Source organism: Exiguobacterium sp. KRL4 (genome assembly GCF_001870785.1).
GTDB lineage: Bacteria > Bacillota > Bacilli > Exiguobacteriales > Exiguobacteriaceae > Exiguobacterium_A.
In genome coordinates, this window is sequence record NZ_MOLV01000046.1 from 1 (window position 1) to 1249 (window position 1249).

The 1249-nt window shown below is 47.8% G+C and carries 10 tRNA genes; all 10 read right to left on the bottom strand.

What is annotated here, in order from left to right:
• Window positions 1-235: 235 nt before the first annotated feature.
• The 10 genes from BLD48_RS15950 to BLD48_RS15995 all read right to left on the bottom strand — a co-directional run bounded on the left by BLD48_RS15950 (window position 236) and on the right by BLD48_RS15995 (window position 1157).
• Window positions 236-312: transfer RNA gene (locus BLD48_RS15950), tRNA-Pro, on the bottom strand.
• 5 nt (window positions 313-317) lie between these two features.
• Window positions 318-391, bottom strand: a tRNA-Arg gene (locus tag BLD48_RS15955).
• An 8-nt stretch (window positions 392-399) separates the two neighbouring features.
• Window positions 400-482 (bottom strand) — tRNA-Leu (locus BLD48_RS15960).
• A gap of 44 nt (window positions 483-526) precedes the next feature.
• Window positions 527-601, bottom strand: a tRNA-Gly gene (locus BLD48_RS15965).
• An 11-nt stretch (window positions 602-612) separates the two neighbouring features.
• Window positions 613-696, bottom strand: a tRNA-Leu gene (locus BLD48_RS15970).
• A gap of 10 nt (window positions 697-706) precedes the next feature.
• Window positions 707-782: transfer RNA gene (locus BLD48_RS15975), tRNA-Lys, on the bottom strand.
• Window positions 783-808: 26 nt separating this feature from the next.
• Window positions 809-884 (bottom strand) — tRNA-His (locus tag BLD48_RS15980).
• Between the two features lie 10 nt (window positions 885-894).
• A tRNA-Thr gene (locus BLD48_RS15985) sits at window positions 895-970 on the bottom strand.
• A 9-nt stretch (window positions 971-979) separates the two neighbouring features.
• Window positions 980-1055 (bottom strand) — tRNA-Phe (locus BLD48_RS15990).
• A gap of 26 nt (window positions 1056-1081) precedes the next feature.
• A tRNA-Asp gene (locus BLD48_RS15995) sits at window positions 1082-1157 on the bottom strand.
• Window positions 1158-1249: the final 92 nt, after the last annotated feature.

Consider the following 1249-nt stretch of genomic DNA (forward strand, 5'->3'; position numbering starts at 1 on the left):
TTCTACCTCTGAAGAGTTCCGTGAGCTTCCTGCGTCTGCAACCTGGACTTGCATGTATTAGGCACGCCGCCAGCGTTCGTCCTGAGCCAGGATCAAACTCTCCATAAAGTGTTTGACTTGCTCGTTGTTGTGACCGGAGTCACGTTGACGAAGCTTGCGCTTCATTCATTGTTTGTATCCGAAGATACGTTTTTTGCCTCATCGTTCAGTTTTCAAAGTCCGATATGAAAAATAATGGTCGGGAAGACAGGATTCGAACCTGCGACCCCTTGGTCCCAAACCAAGTGCTCTACCAAGCTGAGCTACTTCCCGAAAAGTGCACCCTGAGAGATTCGAACTCCCGACCCCTTGATTCGTAGTCAAGTACTCTATCCAGCTGAGCTAAGGGTGCATAATAAGTGCGGTCGAGAGGACTTGAACCTCCACAGTGTTGCCACCACTAGGCCCTCAACCTAGCGCGTCTACCATTCCGCCACGACCGCAAATTATGCTATTTGCTATTTGTTGTTACGATTAGATTAAAAATTGGAGCGGAAGACGGGATTCGAACCCGCGACCCCGACCTTGGCAAGGTCGTATTCTACCACTGAACTACTTCCGCATACATATAAATGGTACGGGTGAAGGGACTTGAACCCCCACGTCAAAGACACTAGATCCTAAATCTAGCGCGTCTACCAATTCCGCCACACCCGCATAAAAAAAATGGTGTGTCATGCAGGATTCGAACCTGCGACCCTCTGATTAAAAGTCAGATGCTCTACCAACTGAGCTAATGACACAAATAGTATTAAGTTAAAAAATAAAATGGGGCGACTGATGGGAATTGAACCCACGAATGCCGGAATCACAATCCGGTGCGTTAACCACTTCGCCACAACCGCCATATTAAGATGGTGCCGGCAACAGGAGTCGAACCCGCGACCTACTGATTACAAGTCAGTTGCTCTACCAGCTGAGCTACACCGGCAGGTGTAAATGGTGGCTTTGGACGGAATCGAACCGCCGACACGAGGATTTTCAGTCCTCTGCTCTACCGACTGAGCTACAAAGCCATAAATAAAAATTCGGTAAATAAAAATGGCGGTCCTGACGGGATTCGAACCCGCGATCTCCTGCGTGACAGGCAGGCATGTTAACCGCTACACCACAGGACCGTGGTAACTTGACGACTTCTATAATATTATATCAATCGGTCAAAATTGTCAAATACTTTATTAAAAAAGTATGCCTGGCAACGTCCTATCAC